The following is a 22,083-nucleotide window of genomic DNA, read 5'->3' on the forward strand; positions in this document are numbered from 1 at the left end:
ATCAGCGGGCGTTAAACCTGAAACGGTTTCACGCCCAAAGCTGATCGCTCTTTTTGTTTTCGAGCATCTTTGGGTGTTTTTGATAAAACTCCCGAATACTTTATCCTAAGTAGTACGGTGAGTTCATCTCGCGACTGGCTTGCTCAGTAATCGCGGCATCAAACACCCTTGTGTAAAACGCGCAACCCACGTCTGCCGCCGTTTCAGGGAACTGATTGATCGCGAAATCCAATGCTTGATCCTGTGTTTCGAATGCGTCAAAACCGCCAAGCGTATTAGTCTGAAAACCACTGAGCCAAACCTTGTTTTGCAGACCCGTGACTTGCTTCAACGCCCCGTTCCGGGCCCGCCAGTCAAACTCCTCAAACGGCTTGGAGAATTGAAGTTCAGTGTAAACGAACGCGCCGGGTTTGCGTTCTCTGGAACCACCGAAATGCACCGCGCCAAGATCAAGGCTGGCATCTTCCACAACAGCTGCGTCGAAGATCCGGGTGTTGTGCGCAACCCCAAACGATCGGGGTTCTGTCGGGAAGTATCCGGTCACAAATTTTCTCGCATTGCCGATACTGTCGAAAGCATAAAAGCCGCCAATGGTTTGGGTCGAATGCCCTTGCAGCCAGGTCTTGTTCAAGAAACCCGGTTGCTCGCGAATGGCGTCATTGATTTTTTGCCACGGAGCATCGGCAAATGGGACCGAGATCGCGACTTCCGTGTAAACAAATGCCTTTGGCGTCATATTCGAAATCTCCTGCGCGATTGTAATTGATGGTTGCATGCTTGCGGCCACAGCGGTTGCTGCAGACCCGACGATCATTTCCCTCCGCGATAGCCCGGTTTCAGCCATAGGTTCGTCCTGCTGATTTCCTGCTTTCATTTCGCCCTCCATATTCACTTGCTTTTTGCAAGTTATCCCATATGCGCGATTAACTTGCTTTTTGCAAGTTTTTTAGCTACTTTTTTTCACATGACTAAAAACTCCGAAAAATATGACTCCGGCTGTCCAATCGCGTTTGGGCTGAACGTTTTCGGAGATCAATGGACCCTGCTCATCATCCGCGACATGGCCATTAAAGGGGCGCAAACTTATGGCGAGTTGCTGGATGGATGGGAGAGTATTTCCACAAATATTCTGGCCCAGCGGCTGAAACATCTGGAAGAAAACGGCATGGTGATAAAACACCAGGATCCGGAAAACCGGCGCAGCTTTGTCTATCAGCTGACGCAGAAGGCCCGCGATTTGGCGCCGGTGATTGCTGAAATCATTCTATGGAGCGGCAAATATAACACGGCCGCGCATGCGATGACCGATACACTGAAAAAAGTCAGAGCGGACAAACAGACCTTCACCGCAAGTGTGCAAAACGGCAAACTTCCTTGAAGTTATCCGCACGCTAACAATCCATTGCAGAGAAGGTCAGCGCAAAGACCAAAGGCCGCTAAATTTGCTGCAGACGGGTTTTGTGGGCGTGGGCGATGTGGAGCCGGGCAGCAGCTTCAGCAGCCTCGGAGTTGCCGTCGGCAATGGCGGTCACAACAGCCGCATGCTCTTCGACAGCCGTTTCACGGCGCTCCGGTGTGTCGAGCGTTGTTCCTGCCATGAGTATCAGGGACAGGCGCAAATGCTCGATCTGATCGACGAGATAGCGGTTGTGCGAGGCAAGGCACAGGCGCCTGTGAAACTCCCGGTTTGACCGGACAAGGCTGTCCGTATCGGTGACCCGTTTACGGTCCGCATCCACCAAATCCTGAAGGATTTCGATTTCCGGTTTCGAGGCGTGTTTTGCCGCAAGGCCCGCGGCTGTTCCCTCAAGAACCTCCCGCATGAAATAGACTTCATTGATCTGGTTGTGATCGAGCGTCGGGATCACCATCCCCCGGTTGGGTTCATGTACGGCAAGGCCTTGCGCTTCAAGCCGCTTCAATCCCTCGCGGATCGGCGTACGGGACACACCGAAACTCTCGGCAAGATCGGCTTCGCGCAACCGGTCGCCCGGCTTGAGCGTGCGTTCTTCGATGAGGCCGATCAGCCGGTGATAGATTTCAGATCCGTTCATGCCAAATCTGATAGCCTGCGGAAGCGCTTATGCCAAGCACGATGGTCGGCAGAACACGGAAACGCGCTGTGTGAATGAAACGCGCTGCCCCGGTCTTGAACCGGGGCCATGGCTTTGTGGTCCCGGCGCGAGGCCGGGACAGCACAGGAGAGCACTGGGCGTTTTGGAATCGGGCTCAGTGCAGCCGGACGCCCTGACGCTTCAATTCGGTTTGCAGCAGGGAAATATCCATCGCATCCAGGTCGATGCCGTGTTTCACGGAAATTGCCGCGGCAACGCCCGCGCCCTGACCGGTGACCGTGCAGCACATCATGTTCCGCGTGGCCGCATGGCTGACTTTGTCGCCTCCGGTAGCCCGCCCGGCAACGAGCAGGTTCTTGACACCCTTCGGCACCATCGTGCGGTACGGCAACTGGAAATAGCGGCCCGTGGTCGGCAGGATCAGGATGCCGTAGCCGTCGATGAATTCCGGGAAGATGCCGACGCTGTCATCAAACCGGCCCTGCTCGCGAACATCGTGGCCGGTCATGTCATAGACAGCCCCGATCTTGCGGGTGTCCCGAATACCGATGGTCATCCCGAAATTCCGAAGCTTAGCGTCTTCACAGCCCGGCTGATAGCGCTTCAGAGCTTGAACCGCAAGCATGGCCTGACGGCGGCCCTCGATCTCGTTGCGCGTCATGGAATCCGGATCGGTCCCGTCACACTCCGGCAAGTGCACCAGGTTGAGATAAGTCAGATCACCGCTGTCATAGACAGCGCCCCAGGTCCCGGAAATGGTCTGCAGATGAGCCGGAATGATGCCCGCTTCCAGAGCCTGCCTGAACGGCTTCTTCAGGAATGGCGAGAACATCTTGTCCTCCTTGCCGGTGGTTTCCACCGTCCATTCGCCGCTTTCCCAGTCCTTGTAGGTGTGCGGATCGGCCTTGACCGCCTCCATGAACTTTTTCTTGTCGACACCGTTCATGGAAAACATGACGGAGGCCGCCTGCATTTCCTCAACCGGCGTTTTTTGTGTCTCAGCGCCGGCGCGGTAGGCAATGTCGGCATCGCCGGTTGCATCAATCACGCGCTTTGCGAGGATCGCCTCGCGGCCGGCCTTGCTTTCGGTAATGATGCCCTTGATCTCGTTGCCATCCATGATCGGAGCCGCAAAGGCACGATGCATCATCGGCCGGATACCGGCTTCCTCGACCAAATTATCGGCGACCAGCTTGAAGCCCTCAGCATCGATCGCGTCGCTGTCCGATTGCGGTTCCGGGGTAGTTGCACCGGCTTCGCGCGCACGGCTTTCGAATTCTCGGCCGACACCCTCCGTATCAACGGTCTTCTCGTGACGGTACCAGGCAAAGCCCTCGACACCCACTGCCGTGATGTTTCCGCCCAAACAGCCGAAACGCTCCACAAGCGTCACATCAACGCCGGCGCGCGCGGCGCCAAGTGCAGCAGACAGGCCGCCCGGGCCAGAGCCCACCACTAGAACATCGGTTTCATGAATGACGTCAATTTCGCGCGCGGGTTCCGTGATTGTCTTCACGATGCCTCCAAAACCTCTTGAAAAGCGGAACTTACTCTCCGGGGTGGTAGAGCCGTCCGCCAATCACCGGGCCACTGGCTCCGGTCGTTTCCGGGAAGGTTGTCGGCAATCCGGCCAGCCACCGCGCGCCCAAAAACGCCATCGCCTGTGCTTCAAGCGCATCGCCATCAATGTTGTAGACATCCGCCGAAACGACGTCACCGGACAGCTCATCCTGTAATCGGCGGAGTAACACGGGATTATGGCGCCCGCCACCACAGACCAGCCACGATTTTACACGTTTTGGCAAAAGTGTTTCTGCCATTGAGATGGTGCCGACCGTGAACGCCAAAAGTGTTGCCGCGCCGTCTTCAAGGCTCAATCCTTCAACGAAATCTCCGGAAAAGCTATATCGATCCAATGACTTTGGTCCAGCCTCCGACAAAAACGGATGGGATAGAGCATCAGCAAGGCGGTCTTCCGAAACTTTGCCTTTTGCCGAAATCTCACCACCAGCATCATAGTCACCAGCCCCATGCCGCCGGATCCAATCATCCAGCAGCGCATTTCCCGGCCCAATGTCGAATGCGTGCAGGGTATCGCCATCTATAAATGTGAGATTGGACACACCGCCGATGTTCAAAAAGCAGATCGGTTCCTGCTCACCGCCGACAAGAGATCGCGCGAGCGCCTGATGATAGACCGGAACAAGCGGTGCGCCTTGACCGCCAGCTGCCATATCCGCCAAACGAACGTCGCCGATCACAGGGACCTTCAAGATGTCCGCCAGCAGTTGCGGGTCACCGAGCTGAACGGTCTCACCTGCGTCCGGATCGTGCCACACGGTCTGGCCATGAAAGACGACAGCGTCGGGCACCAAAGCGTGTTTCCCAAGAAATGCCCCAACAACCTCGACATGGTCTTCGGTCACGGCACGAGCCAAGTTCGGCCAATTCTCACGGCCCGTTCCTTTCTTCGCCGCAGCCTCCAGAACACGCATTCGCGTTTCCGGCTGGTATCTGATGGTCTCAGCTGGGCCAAACGCATTCACCTGGTGTCCGTCGGTTTTGATCTCAGCCAGATCAATGCCGTCGGCCGATGTGCCGCTGATCGTGCCGACAATCGACCAATCGGTCATAGAAGCGCTGCCGCCTGGAGGCTGTCCTCCGCAATGTCGAACATCTCATTGATCTGATTTTCGGTGATGATCAACGGCGGGCAGAACGCCATGGCGTCCAGCATGTTACGCGAGATCAGGCCCTTTTCGAGAAACACCGCATTTGTCCGGGCGCCCAAGGCACCGGGCGTCTCCGCCAACGCCTCGTGATAAAGCTCTGCCGCACCGATGAGCCCGATCCCCCGGGTTTCAGCCACCAGCGGGTTTTGCGCCAGACCGGCGAGTCGCTTTTGAAAAAGTGGCGCCATCGTGCGCACGTTGCCAACGAGATCGCGCTCTTCAATGATCTTCAGGTTTTCCAGGGCAACCGCTGCCGCAACAGGATGCCCGCTACCGGTATAACCATGACCAAGGACACCAATCTTGTGCGACTCGTCCGCAATCGGCTGATAGACGTTGTCATTGATTAAGAGCGCCGAGATCGGCTGATACGAGGATGACAACGCCTTCGACAGGGTCATGATGTCAGGCTGCAGATTGTAGGTCTGGGTCCCGAACATGTTTCCGGTCCGGCCAAACCCGCAAATGACCTCGTCGGCGACAAACAGTATGCCGTATTTTTTCAGAACAGGCTGAACCGCCTCCCAATACCCGTCCGGCGGAACGATCACACCGCCCGCCCCCATGACGGGTTCTGCAAAGAAGGCCGCGATTGTCTCAGGGCCTTCAGCGAGGATCAGATCTTCCAGATCCTGGGCACAGCGCTTTGCAAAATCCGCCTCGCTTTCACCGTCTTTCTTCTGGCTGCGGTAATGCGGGCTCGTTGTGTGCAGGACTTGCGGCAGGGGCAAATCAAAAGAGCGGTGGTTGTTTGGAAGACCGGTCAGACTGGCCGACGCAATCGTCACGCCATGATATCCGCGCATCCGCGAGATTACCTTTTTGCGCTCCGGCTGGCGCAGCGCATTTGACCGGTACCAGATCAGTTTCAGCGCCGTGTCATTGGCCTCGGACCCGGAATTTGTGAAGTAGACCTTGGACATCGGCACCGGCGCCATCTCGATCAGTTTTTCGGCAAGCTCGATCGACGGTCCGTGCGTCTTATAAGTAAATGTGTGGTAGTAGGGCAGCTTTTCCATCTGGCGGGCGGCAGCATCGACCAAACGCTTTTCGCCGAAACCGACGGCAACACTCCAAAGTCCAGCCATGCCTTCAATGTAGCGCTTGCCGTTGATGTCGGTGACGTAAATCCCCTCGCCCTTTTCGATCACAAGTGACCCGGTCTCTTCTTGCTTCCGGGCATCTGCATAGGAATGAAGCTGAACCGCAACATCACGGGCTTCAAGGGAATTTGGGAGCTGCGTCATGAACCGCCTCTGAGACCTTCTGGATCGATAATGACTTGAAAGCCAAGAGCAACTCAGTTCCGCCGCCCCGGCTGATGCCCAAGCTAGAACCTTTCCTTTCAAACGGGAAGGGCTGAGTCATCGACCGGGTGTTCGCAGGCCTCAAAAGTCAAGCGTTGTAGATGAGTTAAGGGCCACTCAGTTGGCAGCAGCCGCCCGGGGTTCCATCTCATGATACAGCGCTGCTTCGGCTGTTTGTCCAACGTTGGCAAAGACTTCGCCGACCGCAATCAATACCGGGCCGTCTGTTGCCAAGCTCTCCACTCCGTCAGCGAGGTCTGACAATGCGCCTGACCAGCTGGCTGAATTCTGCCGGGAAACATTGGCCATCACCCGGACGGGCGTGTTCGGCTTGCGGCCTTCAGAAATCAACCGCTCGCTGATCCGGCTTGCCATGCGGCGCCCCATGTAAAAAACAGTGGTTGTTGCAGGATCGGCAAGCCCGTTCCAATCGACCGTGTCGGGGAGCTCGCCCTGACGCGAATGTGCCGTTACAAAACGGACGGCCTGAGCGTGATCACGGTGGGTCAACGAGACGCCAAGTTCGGCGGCCATCGCAGAGGCTGCGGTAATGCCGGGAACAACGCTCGCCGGAATGCCTTCCTCAGCCAGCCTTGTCAGCTCTTCGCCCGCCCGTCCGAAAATCATCGGATCGCCGGATTTCAGCCGGACGACGTGTTTGCCCTGACCGGCAAGCGACACCATCATGTCGTTGATGTCTTCCTGATGGCAGCTTTCCCGTCCGCCGCGCTTGCCGACCAGCATGCGTTTGGCTTCACGGCGCGCGAGTTCCAGAACACTGTCGTCGACCAGATCGTCAAACAGGATCACATCCGCAGATTGAAGCGCGCGCATGGCCTTCAAGGTCAGGTTTTCCGCATCGCCTGGTCCGGCACCGACCAATGTCACGCGGCCCTGGCCAACGTGAGCGGCTTCGCCGAAAACGTCTTCCAGATCACGGCTTGTGGCCTCTTCTTCGGCAGCCTTTCCGGAAAAGGCCATGTCGGTGAACCGTTCCCAGAACCGGCGGCGCTCTGCTCCCGGTGCGAGGTTTTCCAGAACGCGGGCCCGGATCCGGCCCGCAAGCGCTGCCCAGTCCTGAAGCGAGGTTGGCAAGAGCGTTTCAATCCGCCGCCGGATCGCCTGACCAAGGATCGGAGCGACGCCATTTGTCGAGATGCCGATGACGACCGGTGAGCGGTTGACGATGGAGCCGAACTGGAACTCGCAAAACGGCGGATTGTCGATGACGTTGACCGGAACGCCTGCGGCCTTGGCGGCGCAATAAAAGGCCTGTGCCGCGCCGTCCGAGGGGGCATCGGCGATGGCAAGCGCTGCCCCTGAAATCACGTCCGTGCTCCACGGACGGGCATGGTGAACAAAGCGGCCCTTCACGCTGCCCCGCTCCAGAAGCGTTTGAAAAACCTCGCTGAGCTCTTCGGCAAAGACGTGCACCTCAGCCCCGCTGGCGGCCAGAAGTTCGGCCTTCCAGGCGGCTGCGTCCGTTCCTCCGGCGAGAACCACCTTGCGGCCTTCAAGCGGAAAGAACAACGGCAGGCTCGCCAAAGGCTCGACCCTTGCCGCATGCCGTTTGGGGCGCAGTTCAGCTGGCTTGCGCGATGTCGGCATCTTCACGTGTCTCCTTGGCAACAGCGTCGAGCAGGGTCTGGATTTCAGAGCGGCAAGACCCGCAATTGGTCCCGGCTTTCAGGCAAGCGCCGATGGCCTTGACAGTGGTTGCGCCTTTGGCTGCTTCTGCGGCAATTTCCGAGCTGCCGACTTGAAAACAAGAACAGACGATTGCGCCCTTGTCGGGAAGGTCAGCCGGTGGACGGCCCGCAAGAACCCGGAATCTTTGATCTTTGGTGGACGTTTCAGCGGTCAACAACCCAGAGGCCCACGGACGGGAAACAGCGACGGGATCAGGGGCAAAGAAAAACGCTCCGGCAAGGTTTGCGCCGGTCCAGCCCGCGATCCTGAGCGCGCCCGTTGTGCCGTCTTCAAACCGCAGGAATTCTGTGTCTTCAGGAAGGAGGCGGCCAGCAAGTTTTTCGGGATTGGTGGACCTGTCGCCCGCCAGTTCGATGCGCCAGCCGCCTTCCGTCGGTGCAATCGCCCAATATCCGGCATCGAGCTGATCCGGCTTGTCTCGCAAGACAGCGAAGCCATGCCAGGCAAACTCCAGTTTGCGGATGGCAACGGGTGTGAATTTGGAACCGGGTTGTCCGGACACCGGATCTGTTTCCGGCGCCACCACGGCATCAATACGACCTCTGGAGCTCACCTGATCGGTCCAGTGCATCGGCACGAACAAAGATCTTTTCTGGGCCCGATCGGTGATCTGCGCCCGGACAACGGCAGACCCGTGTGGGCTTTTGACTTCAATCAGATCGGCCGCCGTAATCCCGGCTTCCCGTGCATCTTGCGGGTGGAGTTCGGCGAAAGGCTCAGCAATATGCGAAGACAAGCGCGGCGTTTTGCCTGTCCTCGTCATGGTGTGCCAGTGATCGCGAATCCGGCCGGTGTTCAGAACCAGCGGGAACCGCCGTTCGCGCTTGCGCGGGTCCTTGTGAGAGACTGCAATGAAATTCGCCTTGCCGTTCGGTGTGAAAAAACCGCCCTTGGCAAAGAATCGCGTTTCGCCATTGCGCACGGTTGCCCCGCCCTGCGGCCACTGGACGGGCTCCAGATCGTCGAATTCGGCCGCCGAGATGTCTTTCAGGGCACTGATGTCGAAATCCCGTGAGCCGTTGTTTCCGGCATTGGACAGTGCCGCGTGTTCGCGGAAAACAGCGTCCGGACCATCGTATTGAAACGCGCCTTCAAACCCCATCCGGCGCGCAACTTCAGCCAGTTGCCACCAGTCGGGTTTCGTCTCACCGGGGAGGTCCAGGAACTTCTTTTGCCGTGAAATCCGCCGCTCGGAATTGGTTACGGTACCGTCCTTCTCGCCCCACGCAGCGGCAGGCAGAAGAACATCGGCATAGGCGACGGTATCGGCTGCCCGGGTTACATCGGAGACGACCACAAACGGGCAGGTCTTGAGCGCTTCGGCGACCCCATCGGCGTCCGGCAGGCTGTCGACCGGATTGGTTGCCATGATCCAGAGCGCCTTGATCTTGCCGTCCCTTGCCGCCTGGAAAAGGTCAACCGCTTTCAACCCCTGTTTTGATGCAATGACCGGGCTCTGCCAGAAGTCTTGCACGAGCGCGCGGTGCCCCGGGTTCTCGATCGCCATATGGGCGGCAAGCATGTTGGCGAGACCGCCGACCTCGCGTCCGCCCATGGCATTCGGCTGGCCCGTTGCCGAGAACGGGCCCATTCCCGGTTTGCCGATCCGACCGGTTGCCAAGTGCGTGTTGATGATCGCATTGACCTTATCTGTCCCGACGACCGATTGGTTGACGCCCTGGCTGTAGAGGGTGACCGTCTTTTCCGTCCGCGCCACCAGTGTGTAGAAGGTCGCGATGTCATGGGGCGTCAGGCCGGTTTCATCTGAAATCCGGTTGATTTCACACGGACCAGCCGCCGCGAGTGTCTCTTCAAAGCCGTTCGTATGGGCCGCGATATAGCTACGATCCAGGGCTTCTGTTTCGGCAAGGAAGGCCAGCAGGCCATTGAACAGCGCAACATCCGTGTCGGGCTTCAAGCCAAGGTGCAGATCGGCGATGGCGCAGGTTGCCGTTTCGCGCGGATCGATGACAACGACCCGCATGTTCGGATTGTTTGCCTTTGCCGCTTCGACACGCTGGAAGAGAACCGGGTGACACCAGGCAAGATTGGATCCGACTAGGATCAGAAGATCGCAGGTTTCAAGATCCTCATAGGTTCCCGGAACGGTGTCGCTGCCGAACGCGCGCCTGTGACCGGCAACGGACGAGGCCATGCAGAGCCTTGAATTCGTATCGATGTTGGCAGATCCGATGAAGCCTTTCATCAGCTTGTTGGCAACGTAATAGTCCTCGGTCAGGATCTGGCCGGAGACATAAAACGCAACGCTGTCCGGCCCGTGATCTCCGATGGCTTCAGAGAATTTGCGGGCAACAAGGGTGAGCGCGCTGCCCCAATCGGACCGTTTGCCGCCGATTTCCGGATAAAGCAGCCGGTCATCCAGCGATAGAGTTTCCCCCAGCGCTGAACCCTTTGAGCACAACCGGCCGTAGTTGGCCGGATGATCCGGATCACCGGCAATTCCCACCGATCCGTCTTCTCTAACAGTTGCCAGCACCCCGCACCCAACCCCGCAATAAGGGCAGGTGGTCTTGACCGTTTTTTCTTTTGATGTGCCGGTCATCGGGCGCGGCTCCTTGGGCTTTCCTCGAATTTTGATTGGATGGACGCGGTCAGCTTGCCAACCGGCGTGCCAGATCGTCGGCGGCAAGGAGCACCTTGCCGCCCTCGACTCTAGCGGCCGTCACCGGGACAGCGCCTTCATCGGCACCCGTTGCAAGACCGGTTGCCAGGTCAAACACCCAGTTGTGCAAGGGACAGGTGACCGACGTGCCATGGACAATGCCCTGGCTGAGCGGCCCGCCCTTGTGCGGGCAGCGGTCGTCCAGTGCGAAGACTTCGTCATCAACAGTGCGGAACACAGCAATGCAGCCGGCATCGGTTTTCACCACCCGGGCGCCTTCGCGCGGGATGTCTGTCAGGTCGCCGATCGCGACCCAATTCTTCAGTTCCGCGTTCATTCCGCCGCCTCCCGGGTGAGTACTGCCATCGGCTTGAACTCGTGCTTGTCCTTGCCGGAGACGCGCTCCGACCACGGATCGACCTGGGCGAATTTCTGGGAGAAGACGAAACGGTCAAAGTAAGCTCTGCGCTTGTCAGGATCGTCCATGATCTGACGGCGGATTTCGTCATAGCCAATGCGTTTGGCCCATTTGTAGATCCGCTCCAGATAGTGGCCCTGCTCGCGGTACATTTGCGTGAGCGCAACGATGTATTCGAGCGCCTCATCTTCCGTCTTGACGAGGCCGAGGACTTCCGTGCCCTTGATGTCCAGCCCAGCCGCGCCTGCGAAGTGGATCTCGAAGCCGCTGTCGACACAGACAACACCGATGTCCTTGCAGGTTGCTTCGGCGCAGTTGCGCGGGCACCCGGAGACAGCCAGCTTCAGTTTGGCCGGTGTCCAGGAGCCCCACATGAACTTCTCGATCCGGATGCCGAGCCCGGTGGAGTCCTGGGTTCCGAACCGGCACCAGTCCGTTCCGACGCAGGTCTTCACGGTCCGAAGGCCTTTCGCATAGGCCTGCCCGGAGACAAAACCGGCCTTACCAAGATCAGCCCAGACGGCGGGCAGGTCTTCTTTCTTGATGCCAAGCATGTCGATGCGCTGGCCGCCGGTGCACTTCACCGCGGGAATGTTAAACTTGTCGACGACATCGGCAATCGCGCGCAGCTCCTTGGAGGAGGTCATCCCACCCCACATGCGCGGCACAACGGAATAGGTCCCGTCCTTCTGGATGTTCGCGTGGACGCGTTCGTTGATGAATCGGGACTGATAGTCGTCCGCATATTCATCCGGCCAGTCGCTGACGAGATAGTAGTTCAGCGCTGGGCGGCATTTGGCGCAGCCGCCGGAAGAGGTCCATTCCAGTTCCTGCATCACGGCGGGGATGGTTTTCAATCCCTTGGACTTGATCAGCCGGCGGACATCCGAATGCCCGAGGTGGGTGCAGCCGCACATCGGCGTGACAGCGGACGGATTGTATGCCTCGCCAAGGGTCACCTGCATCAATTGTTCGACCAATCCGGTGCAGGTTCCGCAGGATGCCGAAGCCTTGGTGTGGGCACGAACGTCATCAAGGGTGGTTAGGCCCTTGTCAGTGATCGCGCCTACGATTTTTGATTTACACACGCCGTTGCAGCCGCAGATTTCCGCATCATCCGGCAAGGCTGCAACGGCCGCCGTAGGGTCCAGTGGGGCGCCCCCCTGATACGCCTGGCCGAAGATCAGTGTCTCCCGCATTTCCGAGACATCTGATTGTTTTTTCAAAAGATCGAAGAACCACGGGCCATCGGCTGTCTCGCCGTAAAGCACCGCGCCAATGATCTTGTTGTCCTTCAAAACGAGGCGCTTGTAGACCCCGGCGCACGCATCACGTAAAACGATTTCCTCACGGCCTTCGCCTTCGGCAAAATCGCCAGCCGAATAAAGATCGACGCCGGTGACTTTCAGTTTTGTTGCCGTCACCGAGCCAGAGTACTCGGAGGCGCCACCAAGGAGATTGTCCGCTATGACCTCGGCCATCTCGTAAAGCGGGGCAACCAGGCCGTAGCACTGGCCATTGTGCTCCACGCATTCGCCGAGGGCATAAATATCCGGGTCGGCTGTGCGCATGGTGTCGTCAACGAGAATGCCGCGGTTCACATCCAGTCCGGCCGTCTTTGCAAGATCGGCTGACGGGCGAATGCCAACCGCCATCACAACGATGCTGGCTTCGATCTCAGTTCCGTCATCCAGCCGGATACCTTTGACGTTCCCGGCACCGTCATCGACGATCTCGTGGCTGTTGGCTTTGGTGCGCACATCAATGCCACGGCGCTTGAATTCTTCCTCTAACAGGAAGCCGGCAGCCGGATCGAGCTGGCGTTCCATCAGCGTCGGCATCAGGTGAAGGACCGTGACCTCCATGCCCTGCATCTTCAGACCGGCTGCGGCTTCAAGACCAAGCAGCCCGCCACCGATCACAACAGCGCGGCCACCGCCCTTTGCGGCATCCAGCATCTGATCGACATCATCAAGGTCGCGATAGGTGAGGACGCCATTGAGGTCCTTGCCCGGCAGCGGGATGATGAACGGGTTGGATCCGGTTGCAATAACCAGCTTGTCGTAGTCGACTGTGATGCCGTTTTCCGATGTGACGGTTTTGGCAGAACGGTCGATCTCTGAAACGCGGGCCGACTTGTGCAGGGTCACGCCATGCTCAGTGTACCAGTCGTCGCCATGGGTGATGATGTCTTCATAGGACTTCTCACCGGAGAGGACCGGGGACAGCATCAACCGGTTGTAGTTCACCCGTGGTTCGGCATTGAAGATCGTGACGTCATAGGCGTCCTTGTCCTGATCAAACAGGTGCTCCAGCATCCGGCCCGGCGCCATGCCGTTGCCGATGATGACAAGCTTTTGTTTCGTCATGGTTGCCATCCCCCTTTCATTCCGCTGCTTCGATCGCGGCCTTTTGACGGGCCATGCGCGCAGCACGTTTTTCCTGGATGGATTCGAGTTGGTCTTCACTCGGATCCGCACCGCCCTCATAGGCTTCAAGGAAGTCGAGAAGTTCTTCGCGGTAGGCGTAGTAATCCGGGTGAGCCAACAGTTCCTTGCGCGACCGTGGGCGTGGTAGATCCACTTCCATGATGTTGCCGATCCGTGCATTCGGGCCATTCGACATCATCACCACCCGGTCGGCGAGCAGGATCGCTTCATCGACATCATGGGTGACGCAGATCGCCGTCACTTGGGTGCGCTTCCAGACATCCATCAGGACATCCTGCAGTTCCCAGCGTGTCAGGCTGTCGAGCATGCCGAAAGGTTCATCGAGTAGGAGCAGTTTTGGCGACAGTGCAAAGGCGCGGGCAATACCGACCCGCTGCTTCATGCCGTTGGACAGATCAACTGCCGGCTTTTGCATGGCATCGGCGAGACCGACCTTGGACAGGTAATATTCGATGACGTCGCGCTTTTCCTGCTTGGATGCGTCCGGATAGACCTTGTCGACGCCAAGGGCGACATTCTCATAAGCCGTCAGCCAGGGCATCAGGCTCGGCGCTTGGAACACGACCGCCCGGTCGGGCCCTGCCTGTGTGACGTGCGTGCCGTCAAGGATGATGGCGCCTTCGGTGATCGGATTGAGACCTGCGACCATGGACAGAACCGTCGACTTGCCGCAGCCGGAGTGGCCGATCAGCGTGATGAACTCGCCCTTGTTCATCTTCAGATCGAAGCCATCGACAACAGTCAGTGGGCCTTTCGGTGTCGGATAGACCTTCTTGAGCTGGGAGAACTCCAGGAAGCGCTCGTCTTTCAGTGTCTCGGCAGCTTTTTCATAGACGGCCGGCAGCTTGTCATCCGACTTAAGTCGTTGGGTGATCGGAACGATGTTTGGCAGGACAATGTCGCGTTCCAGATCAGCACCGCGTTCGGCCCCAACCGCCATCAGATATTCGGTAATGTCTGCCCGAAGCTTGATGAAGTCGTCATTATGATTGAGCTCACCGCGGTCCCGCGGACGTTTGAACGGAACCTTGAATTCCGGCCCAAGCGTGGCGGACGTTCCGGGTTTCAATGGAACAATCCGGTCTGCCAGCAGGATCGCCTCATCCACGTCATTGGTGATGAGAACGATGGTCTTCTTTTCTTGCTCGCAGATCGCTGCAAATTCATCTTGCAGCTTGGCGCGGGTCAAGGCGTCGAGCGCGGACAGCGGTTCATCGAGCAGCAGGAGTTCGGGCTGCATGGCAAGAGCCCGGGCGACCGCCACACGCTGGCGCATGCCGCCGGAAAGCTCCGCCGGCTTGCGGTCCTTGGCGTGGGCCAGACCGACCATCTCGATGTATTTGTCGCAGATTTCCTTACGCTCCCTGGCGCTCTTCTTCTTGAAGACACTGTCGACCGCGAGGGCGACGTTTCCAGTGACCGACAGCCACGGCATCAGGGAGTAGGACTGAAAGACGACACCCCGGTCCGAGCTCGGTCCGTCAATCTCCTTCCCCTTGAAGATGATCCCGCCGGTGTCCGGTTCGATCAGGCCTGCAAGCAGAGAGATAAGGGTCGTTTTGCCGGTTCCCGAGAACCCGACGATGGCAATGAACTCGCCGTCGTCGACCTTGAGATTGATGTCGTCCAGAACATCGGTGCGGCTGACGCCCTCACCGTAAGACTTCGAGACGCCGGAGATTTCCAAAAAGGACATCAGGGTCTCCTTACCGGTTGGCTGAGAATGTAAAGGCGCGCTGCAGGGCGAACATCAGCCGGTCGAGCATGAACCCTATGAGACCAATGGTCAGAACAGCAACCATGATTTTCGCAAGCGACTGGGAGGACCCGTTCTGGAACTCGTCCCAGACGAATTTGCCAAGACCCGGATTCTGGGCAAGCATTTCAGCTGCGATCAGAACCATCCAGCCCACACCCAGCGACAAACGCAGACCGGTGAAGATCAACGGTAGAGAGGACGGCAGAACCAGCTTGGTGATGGTCTTCCAGGTCGGGAGTTGCAAAACGCGGCCGACATTCATGAGGTCCTTGTCGACAGAGGCAACGCCGAGCGCAGTGTTGATCAGCGTCGGCCACATGGAGCACAGCGTGACTGTCACCGCCGAAATCAGAAGGGATTTGGACAACCAGTCATACGGATTGGCATAGGTCGCCGAGACGATCATCGTAACAATCGGCAACCAGGCGAGCGGCGAAACCGGTTTGAAGATCTGAATGAGTGGATTGATTGCGCCATTGAAGGTGCGCGACAGGCCCGAGGCAATGCCGAGGGGCACGGCGATGATGGTCGCGATCAGAAACCCTAGACCGACGGTTTTCAGGGAGGTGCCGATCTGGTCGATATAGGTCGGTTTGCCCGTGTAGGTCCGGTGCTTGATCCGATCAGTCTTGCCTTCTGCGGCAAACTTAGCATTGCGGGCGTCCTGCCGTTCATAAAAGGCGTCCGCCTTTTCACGTTCGCGAACATGGTCTTCCCAAAGATTGACCGTTTGGGTCCAAACTTGCGCTGGCCCTGGCACAGCGCCAAGGGATGTCTGGACTTGCGGTGCGAGCGCTGCCCACATAGCAAGAAACGCCAGTATACCGATCAGCGGGATCACGAGCACCCGCTTCAACTCGCCCATCTGTTCTTTCGGGCTGTCACCAGCGGCGATTTTCAGGAGCGGGACCAGCCAGGAAAAGCCCAGCGCATCCAGCCAGCCACCGGCCTTATTGATCGAAGTAAAAAGTTTTTCCTTGCGGGCGGCCCGGGCAAGGTCCGGGGAGCTAGCTGTATCGGCATTGGCCATCGGTGGCGTCCCTTAACGTCTGAATTCTGGTGTTGGGGAGGTGGAGCGGCGGGCTGCATTCCGCCGCTCCCACAGTCGGGGATTAACCGCCGACCACTTCGTTCCCGTCGACTACCTGCTTGCCTTTCAGGCCGATCGGCAGGCTGTCGATGTAGGCATTCGGCTGCTTTCCGTCGTAGGCAATGCCGTCAATGATGTCGGCTGCCGGGGTCGGAGCACGGTAACCGTCGCTGTCCCATGGGAAGTCTTCCTCGGCCACATGACCTTCCTCGACCAGCATGCGGGCTGCTTTCAGATAGGTGTCTGGCAGGTAGACGGACTTGGCGACTTCGTCATACCAGCTGTCCGGCTTGTGCTCTGTGATCTGGCCCCACCGGCGCATCTGGGTCAGGTACCAGACGGCATCGGAGTAGTACGGATACGTCGCGTAGTAGCGGTAGAAGACGTTGAAGTCCGGGATTTCCCTTTTGTCACCTTTTTCGAATTCAAAGGTGCCTGTCATGGAGTTGGCGATGACCTCAGCATCTGCGCCAACATATTCGGAGCGGGCCAGGATCTCGACGGCTTCCATACGGTTGGCGTTATCATTCTCGTCGAGCCATTTGGCTGCACGAATGAGTGCTTTCGTAATTGCGAGCGTGGTGTTCGGGTTTTCTTCCGTGAACTCTTTGGTCAGGCCGAAGACCTTTTCCGGATTGTTCTTCCAGATCTGGTAATCGGTGATGACCGGTACACCAATGCCCTTAAAGACAGCCTGCTGGTTCCAAGGCTCACCCACGCAATAGCCATAGATGGTTCCAGCTTCCAGAGTTGCCGGCATCTGCGGTGGCGGTGTCACGGACAGCAAGGCCTCACCCATGATCTGACCGGAGATATCGCTTTCAGAATAAAAGCCCGGGTGGATATCGCCTGCTGCCAACCAATAGCGCAGCTCGTAATTGTGCGTGGAAACCGGGAAGACCATGCCCATGTTGAACGGCTTGCCTTCGTCGATGAACTTGTCAACGACCGGCTTCAGAGCAGATGCGCTGATGGGGTGTTGTGGACGCCCATCATCCATTGTCGGGATGTTCGGCTTCATCATTTCCCAGATTTCGTTGGAGACGGTGATGCCGTTGCCGTTGAGATCCATGGAGAACGGCGTGACGATGTGCGCCTTGGTGCCGAAACCGATTGTGGCGGCCAGCGGCTGTCCGGCCAACATGTGCGCCCCGTCCAATTCGCCGGTGATGACGCGGTCGAGCAGTACTTTCCAGTTTGCTTGCGGCTCAAGCGTGACGAAGAGCCCTTCGTCTTCAAAATAGCCAAGCTCATAAGCAACAGCGAGCGGTGCCATATCGGTCAGTTTGATGAAGCCGAAGGTCAGCTCGTCTTTTTCGACATCGAGCATTTCAGCCATGGCGCCGGTCGCCGGAACCAATGCAGTTGCAGCCAACAAAGTGCCGAGCGCGGCCCGCCGGGTGAATTTGAGTGTATCTCTGAGTGTCACGTTCTGTCCCTCGCAGTTCTTTTTGCGCTGCAATGCAGCATTGGAAGGTCAAACAAAAAGCCGCCGACTGATCCTGCGGGCCTTGGGAGGAGGAACCTGCAAGTCAAATCGGCGGCTTTGCCTGAACGCCCACCAATGGGCGCAATATCGTTAGGCCAACGTCGGCCTCGTGTTATTGGTGAGCAGGAAGCGTGCCAAACACGACATTTCGGAATTTTGTCATATTTATCAAAGGCACATGGACCTAAGGAACAGAGATGATCTTTTGGCAGCGCAACATGTTTTGGCTGAAAATGAAGGCAGGTGATGTTTTTTTGTGCAGCGCAACAGGATGCGTTGAATGGCAGGACCGCCCTTGATCATACCGAATTGCAGATGACCAAATCGGAGTTTCACACTTCGGACATATCGAACAAGCGGATGGTTTGCGGCTTCCCAATCGGCCCAATCCCGAGCGCATCCTCATAAAGGTCAGGCGAAAAGATTTCCGCGGCCTGTCTTTCCGCTTCCGGATCAGCCGCCGCTTGCCCCCAGCGTACCATCTGGCTGAAGAACCAGACACCTTGTGCGGGGGACGGCGCTGCGCGCAGTCCGCCGGAAAACGTTAGAAAGTCCGGTATGCTCTTGTGAGTATTTTGACCCAGCTTCATATCTCCGCCAAGGGCTGGCACGCAGAGGTCAGGAGAACAATCGATATACGTCGGGCCTGCGAGAAGCTGCGCGAGTTCAGTCAGATGATCAGACTGTGCACACCAGTCGGCCGCGGCAGAGATTGCGCGCATTAACGCAGACAAGGTGTCCGGCTCGGCATTTGCCCATTTCCGAGTGACACCAAGGACTTTTTCCGGGCTGTCAGGCCAAATCGCCTGTTTGTACGTCGCAATCCGGCCCGTACCGGCTTGAACTGCCGCGGTGTTCCAAGGCTCACCTACGCAATAACCGTCCAATTGACCTGCAGCGAGGGCATCGGCCATCAACTGCGGTGGCACAACGGAGATTTCGACATCAAGATCCGGATCAAGTCCGGCTGCTGCGAGCCAATACCGGAGCTCGTAGGCGTGACCTGAAAAAGGATGAACAACGCCGAACCTCAGCCGACTCTCGCCTCTCTCTTTGCGGGCAGAGAGAACCTTTGCAAACGCCACACCCGTAGAAGCGGGATCGCCGTCCGGGTCAGCGCCAAGATCTGCCATTTGCCGCCAGATGGAAGCCGCGACAGTGATGGCGTTGCCGCCGAGACCAAGTACCATGGGAGCCAGCATGGGGACCGCCAGACTGGTCAGGTTGAGGCTTGCCGCGATTGGCATCGGCGCGAGCATGTGGGCAACGTCAAAATGGCCGACCGCCAGGCGGTCACGAATGTTCGCCCAGGACGTTTCACGGATCAGCTGGAGCGCAATGCCTTCTCGTTCGGCAAAGCCCTTTTCCTTTGCCGCCACCAACACAGCGCTGTCGAGCAGCGGTATGAACCCGGCAATCACCGGCGTTAGTTTGGTGCCCATAATCTCCTGCTCTCCCCGATAGCCGCCCCTCCCTGGCGTTTCGTTTTTTTCTGCATTCATCAGTCCCCCAGCAGTCCGCTGGCAATCACCAGACTTTGCGCGACTTCAATAATCTTCCGGCTTTGGTTCATCGCCGTCTTACGCAGGAGGTCATAGGCCTCCTGTTCCGTGAGATTTTTCGACTTCATGAGAATGCCCTTGGCGCGGTCGATGGTCTTCCGGTCCGCCAATTCGTTGCGGGCATCTTCCAAATCCTGGGTAAGTTTTGAAAATGCGCGGAAACGGCTGATGGCCATATCCAGGATCGGCTTGACGCGTTCCCGCTTCAACCCATCAACAATGTAGGCGGAAACACCCGCATCAACTGCCGCCTCAATCGATTGGCTGTCGGCCTTGTCGACAAACATTGCAATCGGACGCTGTACAGCCCGCGATACCTGGAACATGTGTTCCAGCCGGTCGCGGTTGGGGTTTTCCAGATCAATGACGATGACGTCCGGGTTGATGTCCGCGATCTGCCGGACAAGCCCCTCCATCTGATGCACGAGAATGACTTTCTCATGCCCTGCATCGCGCAATCCCTCTTCAATGATGGATGCGCGGATCTTGTTGTCATCGATGACAAGTATGGATAGCCCGCCCCTCATGCCCGCATTATGCGCAAGGTCATTTTTTATGCAATGCAGAAATGTTGCAGCGCGGCATCAATACACGATCGCACCTTCTTGCGACGTGATCGCTGCCGGGCTAAAGGCGGTAGCAATAGCAATTTGCGGATCTTGCAGCGGCGAGCCCATACTGTCTTTAAAGGACACACAGGGGCCAAAACCGGATAAGAGGGAACTCGGATGAAGGTCAATGGAACACAGTACCGCTCGTTGTGGTGGGATGCGGAGTTGAACTGCCTTCAGATCATCGACCAACGCTGGTTGCCGCATGAGTTTAAAACGCAACCCGTGCGCACCATGCAAGAGTTCGCTGATGCTATCGTTGAAATGCGCGTTCGGGGAGCGCCGCTCATCGGCGCAACCGCTGCTTACGGCGTCGCACTGGCTATGGCCAATGATCCCTCTGACGCCAATCTGGACGCCGCCTGGACATTCCTGGAAAAGACGCGACCCACTGCCATCAATCTGCGTTGGGCGCTAAACAGATGCCGAACCGCGCTCAAACCGCTTCCAGTAGAAGCGCGCGCGGCAGCCGCCCTACAGCTTGCCCATGACATCTCCGACGAAGATGTCGAGATCAATCGCCGTATCGGTGAAAACGGGTTGAAGCTGATCCGCGACATTGCCGCCAACAAACCGGATGGCGAGCCCGTCCGACTGCTCACACACTGCAACGCCGGCTGGATTGCTACCGTCGACTGGGGAACTGCGACAAGCCCAATGTATCAGGCCCATGACGCAGGTATTCCGCTGCATGTATGGGTCGACGAGACACGACCGCGGAACCAGGGAGCGCTCACATCGTGGGAGCTCGGGAGCCACGGCGTTCCGCATACCTATATCACTGACAATGCCGGCGGTCATTTGATGCAGCATGGGCTCGTCGACATGGTCATCGTTGGCACAGACCGGACAACCCGGCGCGGGGATGTGTGCAACAAAATCGGGACTTATCTCAAGGCACTGGCTGCTCGCGACAACAATGTGCCGTTCTATGTGGCCCTCCCCTCTCCAACGATCGACTGGAGCGTGAGCGACGGCGTGTCCGAAATTCCGATCGAAGAACGCTCTGAGCGCGAGACAACCCATATCCAGGGAAAATTGGACCAAGGCGCGATTGGCGTTGTGCAAGTCACACCGGATGGCACGTCCGGCGGAAACCCGGCATTTGATGTGACGCCCAACCGGCTTGTGACAGGACTGATCACTGAGCGCGGGATTTGCGAAGCATCATCAGAGGGCTTGGCCGGCTTGTTTCCAGAGATGGCGCAAGCGGCGGAATAGAGAGCGTGGGGCTGTTCAATGGAAGTGCATCCCCATGATCGGCCCTAGACCACCTTTGCAACGACCGCCAGGCAGTCTCCCATCTTCACCAACCCTGGAAAATGACGGGCCATCAGGATGCCAGATCGTTTGGCCCGATACTCGATCGGAGCGGCACCAGTGCGCTCCGTAGGCCAGGTCCGTGCAATGACGTCGCCTTCCGCGATCTCGTCTCCCAGGTCAATGACCAGCTCCATCATGCCGCTGTGCCCGCAGAATACGAAGCAATCTCCATCCGGCATGTCGAGCGTGATAGTCGGGCTCAACTCCAGCTCACCCGACAGGATGCCGGCATGTTTTAGAAGATTGCGCGCGCCCTTCTTGGCGATGCCGATCGATCGCGCCGTCGCTGTGCCGCCTCCGCCAAGCTCGGTCGTGACAAACACCTTGCCTTTTTGCTCGACTGCCGTGTCGAGCATACCAACACTGTCGATTTCCAACATGGTCGTGGAGTACGGCGCGTTGAACGATTGCATAGCGGCGACACACGCGGCCTGCTGGTCTTTGTTGTCTAGAACGTGAGCCGCTGCAAAGGGCACAAAATCCAGCGTCTTGCCGCCGGAATGAAAATCCAGCACGATATCCGCCATCGGGATCAAAATTGTATCGATGAAATGGGCAATCTTCTGGGTGACGGTTCCCTCCGGCCTTCCTGGGAAGGAGCGGTTGAGATTGCCCTTGTCGATTGGCGACGTCCGCGACCCAGCAAGGAAGGCCGGATGGTTGAGGGCCGGAACTATGATGACCCGGCCCTGAATGTCCTCCGGTTTTAGGGTTGCTGCCAAATCCTGGAGCGCAATCGGCCCCTCGTACTCATCGCCATGATTGCCACCGGTTAAAAGAGCGGTCGGACCATCACCATTCCGCACAACCGTAATCGGGATCATCACAGATCCCCAGGCCGAGTCGTCCCGGCTGTAGGGAAGACGCAAGAAGCCGTGATGAATGCCATCTTGATCAAACGGAATAGTCGGGCTGATCGGATTTCCGGTCATCG

General features: G+C 57.9%; 17 protein-coding genes. 2 read left to right on the forward strand and 15 right to left on the reverse strand.

All coding sequences use genetic code 11. From position 1 onward, the window contains the following. Positions 1 to 100: 100 nt before the first annotated feature. Complete coding sequence (locus AC0J4F_RS01430; protein ID WP_133948619.1) at positions 101 to 874, reverse strand: YdhR family protein; 774 nt, start codon at positions 872 to 874, stop codon at positions 101 to 103. Positions 875 to 928: 54 nt separating this feature from the next. Between AC0J4F_RS01430 and AC0J4F_RS01435 the strand changes: the two genes are divergently transcribed. Beyond that, positions 929 to 1,378, forward strand: a complete 450-nt coding sequence (locus AC0J4F_RS01435; protein ID WP_473025196.1) for a winged helix-turn-helix transcriptional regulator — start codon at positions 929 to 931, stop codon at positions 1,376 to 1,378. Between the two features lie 58 nt (positions 1,379 to 1,436). On the opposite strand, the gene AC0J4F_RS01440 is transcribed toward AC0J4F_RS01435, so the two are convergent. The 13 genes from AC0J4F_RS01440 to AC0J4F_RS01500 all read right to left on the reverse strand — a co-directional run bounded on the left by AC0J4F_RS01440 (position 1,437) and on the right by AC0J4F_RS01500 (position 19,742). Beyond that, positions 1,437 to 2,054 carry a GntR family transcriptional regulator gene (locus AC0J4F_RS01440; protein ID WP_133948623.1) on the reverse strand — a complete coding sequence of 206 codons (618 nt, stop codon included), beginning with the start codon at positions 2,052 to 2,054 and terminating at the stop codon, positions 1,437 to 1,439. Between the two features lie 175 nt (positions 2,055 to 2,229). Further along, positions 2,230 to 3,591 (reverse strand): FAD-dependent oxidoreductase, encoded by a 1,362-nt coding sequence (locus tag AC0J4F_RS01445; protein WP_473025198.1) that lies wholly within the window; start codon positions 3,589 to 3,591, stop codon positions 2,230 to 2,232. Between the two features lie 31 nt (positions 3,592 to 3,622). Further along, the gene (locus AC0J4F_RS01450; protein ID WP_473025199.1) at positions 3,623 to 4,708 is read right to left on the reverse strand and encodes an anhydro-N-acetylmuramic acid kinase; all 1,086 of its coding nucleotides are present in this window, start codon (positions 4,706 to 4,708) and stop codon (positions 3,623 to 3,625) included. Further along, the gene (locus tag AC0J4F_RS01455) at positions 4,705 to 6,054 is read right to left on the reverse strand and encodes an aspartate aminotransferase family protein (RefSeq protein ID WP_473025200.1); all 1,350 of its coding nucleotides are present in this window, start codon (positions 6,052 to 6,054) and stop codon (positions 4,705 to 4,707) included. The genes AC0J4F_RS01450 and AC0J4F_RS01455 overlap by 4 nt, the downstream gene beginning before the upstream one ends. A 177-nt stretch (positions 6,055 to 6,231) precedes the next feature. Next, a complete protein-coding gene (cysG, locus tag AC0J4F_RS01460) occupies positions 6,232 to 7,722 on the reverse strand; it encodes a siroheme synthase CysG (protein WP_473025201.1) in 1,491 nt (496 codons plus the stop codon). Then, positions 7,697 to 10,387, reverse strand: a complete 2,691-nt coding sequence (locus AC0J4F_RS01465) for a nitrate reductase (protein ID WP_473025202.1) — start codon at positions 10,385 to 10,387, stop codon at positions 7,697 to 7,699. Before AC0J4F_RS01465 ends, cysG begins: the two co-directional genes overlap by 26 nt. A gap of 49 nt (positions 10,388 to 10,436) precedes the next feature. Beyond that, a complete protein-coding gene (nirD, locus tag AC0J4F_RS01470; protein WP_473025204.1) occupies positions 10,437 to 10,784 on the reverse strand; it encodes a nitrite reductase small subunit NirD in 348 nt (115 codons plus the stop codon). Beyond that, a complete protein-coding gene (nirB, locus tag AC0J4F_RS01475; RefSeq protein ID WP_473025205.1) occupies positions 10,781 to 13,234 on the reverse strand; it encodes a nitrite reductase large subunit NirB in 2,454 nt (817 codons plus the stop codon). The genes nirD and nirB overlap by 4 nt, the downstream gene beginning before the upstream one ends. A gap of 16 nt (positions 13,235 to 13,250) precedes the next feature. Further along, positions 13,251 to 15,011 (reverse strand): ABC transporter ATP-binding protein, encoded by a 1,761-nt coding sequence (locus AC0J4F_RS01480; RefSeq protein ID WP_473025206.1) that lies wholly within the window; start codon positions 15,009 to 15,011, stop codon positions 13,251 to 13,253. Between the two features lie 10 nt (positions 15,012 to 15,021). After that, the gene (locus tag AC0J4F_RS01485; RefSeq protein ID WP_306148318.1) at positions 15,022 to 16,104 is read right to left on the reverse strand and encodes an ABC transporter permease; all 1,083 of its coding nucleotides are present in this window, start codon (positions 16,102 to 16,104) and stop codon (positions 15,022 to 15,024) included. 82 nt (positions 16,105 to 16,186) lie between these two features. Beyond that, positions 16,187 to 17,593, reverse strand: a complete 1,407-nt coding sequence (locus tag AC0J4F_RS01490; protein WP_133948639.1) for a CmpA/NrtA family ABC transporter substrate-binding protein — start codon at positions 17,591 to 17,593, stop codon at positions 16,187 to 16,189. Between the two features lie 392 nt (positions 17,594 to 17,985). Continuing rightward, positions 17,986 to 19,095, reverse strand: coding sequence for a CmpA/NrtA family ABC transporter substrate-binding protein (locus AC0J4F_RS01495; protein ID WP_473025207.1), 1,110 nt, complete (start codon positions 19,093 to 19,095; stop codon positions 17,986 to 17,988). Positions 19,096 to 19,154: 59 nt separating this feature from the next. Continuing rightward, positions 19,155 to 19,742, reverse strand: coding sequence for an ANTAR domain-containing response regulator (locus AC0J4F_RS01500; protein ID WP_133948643.1), 588 nt, complete (start codon positions 19,740 to 19,742; stop codon positions 19,155 to 19,157). A 201-nt stretch (positions 19,743 to 19,943) separates the two neighbouring features. Between AC0J4F_RS01500 and mtnA the strand changes: the two genes are divergently transcribed. After that, complete coding sequence (gene mtnA / locus AC0J4F_RS01505; protein WP_473025208.1) at positions 19,944 to 21,047, forward strand: S-methyl-5-thioribose-1-phosphate isomerase; 1,104 nt, start codon at positions 19,944 to 19,946, stop codon at positions 21,045 to 21,047. Positions 21,048 to 21,091: 44 nt separating this feature from the next. Here the strand turns inward: mtnA and doeB are convergent, their stop codons facing one another. After that, positions 21,092 to 22,081, reverse strand: coding sequence for a N(2)-acetyl-L-2,4-diaminobutanoate deacetylase DoeB (gene doeB / locus AC0J4F_RS01510; RefSeq protein ID WP_473025209.1), 990 nt, complete (start codon positions 22,079 to 22,081; stop codon positions 21,092 to 21,094). Positions 22,082 to 22,083: the final 2 nt, after the last annotated feature.

The organism is Roseibium sp. R5 (genome assembly GCF_055755305.1).

Excerpts from the sequence above, each read along its gene's own strand:
- AC0J4F_RS01430 (WP_133948619.1), bottom strand. The coding sequence starts at position 874 with ATGAAAGCAGGAAATCAGCAGGACGAACCTATGGCTGAAACCGGGCTA.
- AC0J4F_RS01440 (WP_133948623.1), bottom strand. The coding sequence starts at position 2,054 with ATGAACGGATCTGAAATCTATCACCGGCTGATCGGCCTCATCGAAGAA.
- AC0J4F_RS01450 (WP_473025199.1), bottom strand. The coding sequence starts at position 4,708 with ATGACCGATTGGTCGATTGTCGGCACGATCAGCGGCACATCGGCCGAC.
- AC0J4F_RS01455 (WP_473025200.1), bottom strand. The coding sequence starts at position 6,054 with ATGACGCAGCTCCCAAATTCCCTTGAAGCCCGTGATGTTGCGGTTCAG.
- cysG (WP_473025201.1), bottom strand. The coding sequence starts at position 7,722 with ATGCCGACATCGCGCAAGCCAGCTGAACTGCGCCCCAAACGGCATGCG.
- AC0J4F_RS01465 (WP_473025202.1), bottom strand. The coding sequence starts at position 10,387 with ATGACCGGCACATCAAAAGAAAAAACGGTCAAGACCACCTGCCCTTAT.
- nirD (WP_473025204.1), bottom strand. The coding sequence starts at position 10,784 with ATGAACGCGGAACTGAAGAATTGGGTCGCGATCGGCGACCTGACAGAC.
- nirB (WP_473025205.1), bottom strand. The coding sequence starts at position 13,234 with ATGACGAAACAAAAGCTTGTCATCATCGGCAACGGCATGGCGCCGGGC.
- AC0J4F_RS01480 (WP_473025206.1), bottom strand. The coding sequence starts at position 15,011 with ATGTCCTTTTTGGAAATCTCCGGCGTCTCGAAGTCTTACGGTGAGGGC.
- AC0J4F_RS01485 (WP_306148318.1), bottom strand. The coding sequence starts at position 16,104 with ATGGCCAATGCCGATACAGCTAGCTCCCCGGACCTTGCCCGGGCCGCC.
- AC0J4F_RS01495 (WP_473025207.1), bottom strand. The coding sequence starts at position 19,095 with ATGGGCACCAAACTAACGCCGGTGATTGCCGGGTTCATACCGCTGCTC.
- AC0J4F_RS01500 (WP_133948643.1), bottom strand. The coding sequence starts at position 19,742 with ATGAGGGGCGGGCTATCCATACTTGTCATCGATGACAACAAGATCCGC.
- mtnA (WP_473025208.1), top strand. The coding sequence starts at position 19,944 with ATGAAGGTCAATGGAACACAGTACCGCTCGTTGTGGTGGGATGCGGAG.
- doeB (WP_473025209.1), bottom strand. The coding sequence starts at position 22,081 with ATGACCGGAAATCCGATCAGCCCGACTATTCCGTTTGATCAAGATGGC.